Annotated in this window: 1 protein-coding gene; it reads right to left on the reverse strand. The window is 63.1% G+C overall.

Annotation, left to right across the window (positions count from 1 at the left end; all coding sequences use genetic code 11):
• Positions 1–1,790, reverse strand: a 1,790-nt coding sequence (locus ACRC1E_RS10080; RefSeq protein WP_438514965.1) for a PAS domain S-box protein, incomplete at both ends; no start/stop codon positions are given.

Below are 1,790 nucleotides of genomic sequence, written 5' to 3' on the forward strand. Positions count from 1 at the left end.
AGGCCTGCCACGCCGACAGGGTGCCGGCAAACTCACCCGGTGCCAGACCGAACATTTTTTCCAGCTGCGGCGTCCAGTAATTGTGGCCGCTCGCCAGATCCAGATCGAACACCCCGACCCGCCCCGCCTCCTGTGCCAGCGCCAGCCGCTCGTTGGCCTGCAGCAACGAAGCTTCCATTTGCTTGCGCTCGCTGATATCGACAAAAGTCCCCACCAGCCCGCCGGTGCGGCCATCGCTACGCACAAAACCCGAGACCCAGTACAGGGTGTCATGCATCAGGCCATCGGCAAACGGAATCGGCATTTCCTTTTGCAGCAGCGTGCCTTGACGGATCATTTCCTCGTCTTCGGCCTGATACAGGCGGCGATCGGCCACCGGCAGATAGTCCAGCTCCAGCACACGCTTGCCGATCAGCATGTCGCGCTCTACACCGAAGGCCTGCTCATAAGCGCGGTTCACCCCCAAAAAGCGCGTGTCTTCACCCTTGTAAAACACCGGATAAGGAATGGTGTCCAGCAGCGCCGCCTGAAAGGCCAACTGGTCGCGCAATAAAATACGCGCCTGATGTTCGGCGCTATTATCGCGTACCGCCACGCAGACCGAGCCCCCCTGCCCGCCCAGGAGCGGCAAGCGGCTTAAGCCCAGATCAGCGGTAAAGTGCGAGCCGTCGGCCCGGCACGCGGCCAGCTCATGCCCGGCCACCGCGACGGTTTGTGCATGGGCAACCGGCAAGTCTTGCAGCAACAAGGCCGCCCCACCCGGCAGCAAGGACTCCAGATGCACCCCGAGCAGCCCGGCATCGGGGTAGGCAAACAGGGCATGGGCGCGCAGGTTGGCCAGCGTCACCAAGCCATGGCTATCCAGCACCAGCATGCCGTCCGGCGCGGCCTCTATCAGGCTGCGATACCATGCTTCGGTCTGGCTAAGCTGCACTTGCTGTGCCTGTAGCGCGGCTGTTTGCGCCTCCAGCCGCTTGGCCTGTTGCTGGGTTGCATCCAGCAGATAGCGCGACTTTTGCACCCGCTCCAGAATCTCCAGATTCAGCGCCAGCAAGGGCAATAGCGCATCCAGCAGCAATTGCTGGCGGGTATTTAAAGGGGCAAGCAGCGATAGTTCCAGTACCGCCAGCAGCCGCTGATTGAGGCACACCGGCGCGATATACACCTGCGCCGGGCTCATGGACCCGCCGGCCCAGCGGATGCGGGCCTCAGGCGGCGGATTCAAAACCAGCACCTCGCGGTTTAGCGCACATTGCCCGACCAGCCCCTCGCCGTAAGCCAGATGCGCTTTAATGCCGGCTCCGCCATCCAGCGCATAACTGCCCAATAAGGTCAGCGCCTGCCTGTTTTCGCGATGCAGATACAGCAAAGCCCCGCCCAGCCCCAGCAAGGGGGCCAGACGCGCCAGCAAATGGCTGGCCAGCGCACTCAGATTGGCGGCCTGCTGGAGTTCGGAAGCGAGATGTGCCGTCTGCACCTTGACCCAGCGCTGCACTTCCATCACCCGATACACATCACGCAAACGCGCCAGATGGCGGGCCAGTTCCCCGCTTTCATTTTGCAGCGCCAGCGCAGGAATCGGCGTATCCAGACGGGCATCGGCAATCGCAGCCATCGCAGAAGTCAGCGCCTCCAGTGGCCGCCGGATAGCCCGCGTCACCCACCATGCGCACGCCAGCAACAAGAGCGCTGCCAGAACAAACCACAAGAGCGTGGCCCGGACTTCCGCCTGGTAATTGTCGGCAATGCCCCGCCAGGTCGCGCCGGCACTGCCATCGCTCAGTCGGCGA

Source organism: Craterilacuibacter sp. (assembly GCF_051659485.1).
In the GTDB taxonomy this organism is placed as follows: domain Bacteria; phylum Pseudomonadota; class Gammaproteobacteria; order Burkholderiales; family Chromobacteriaceae; genus Craterilacuibacter.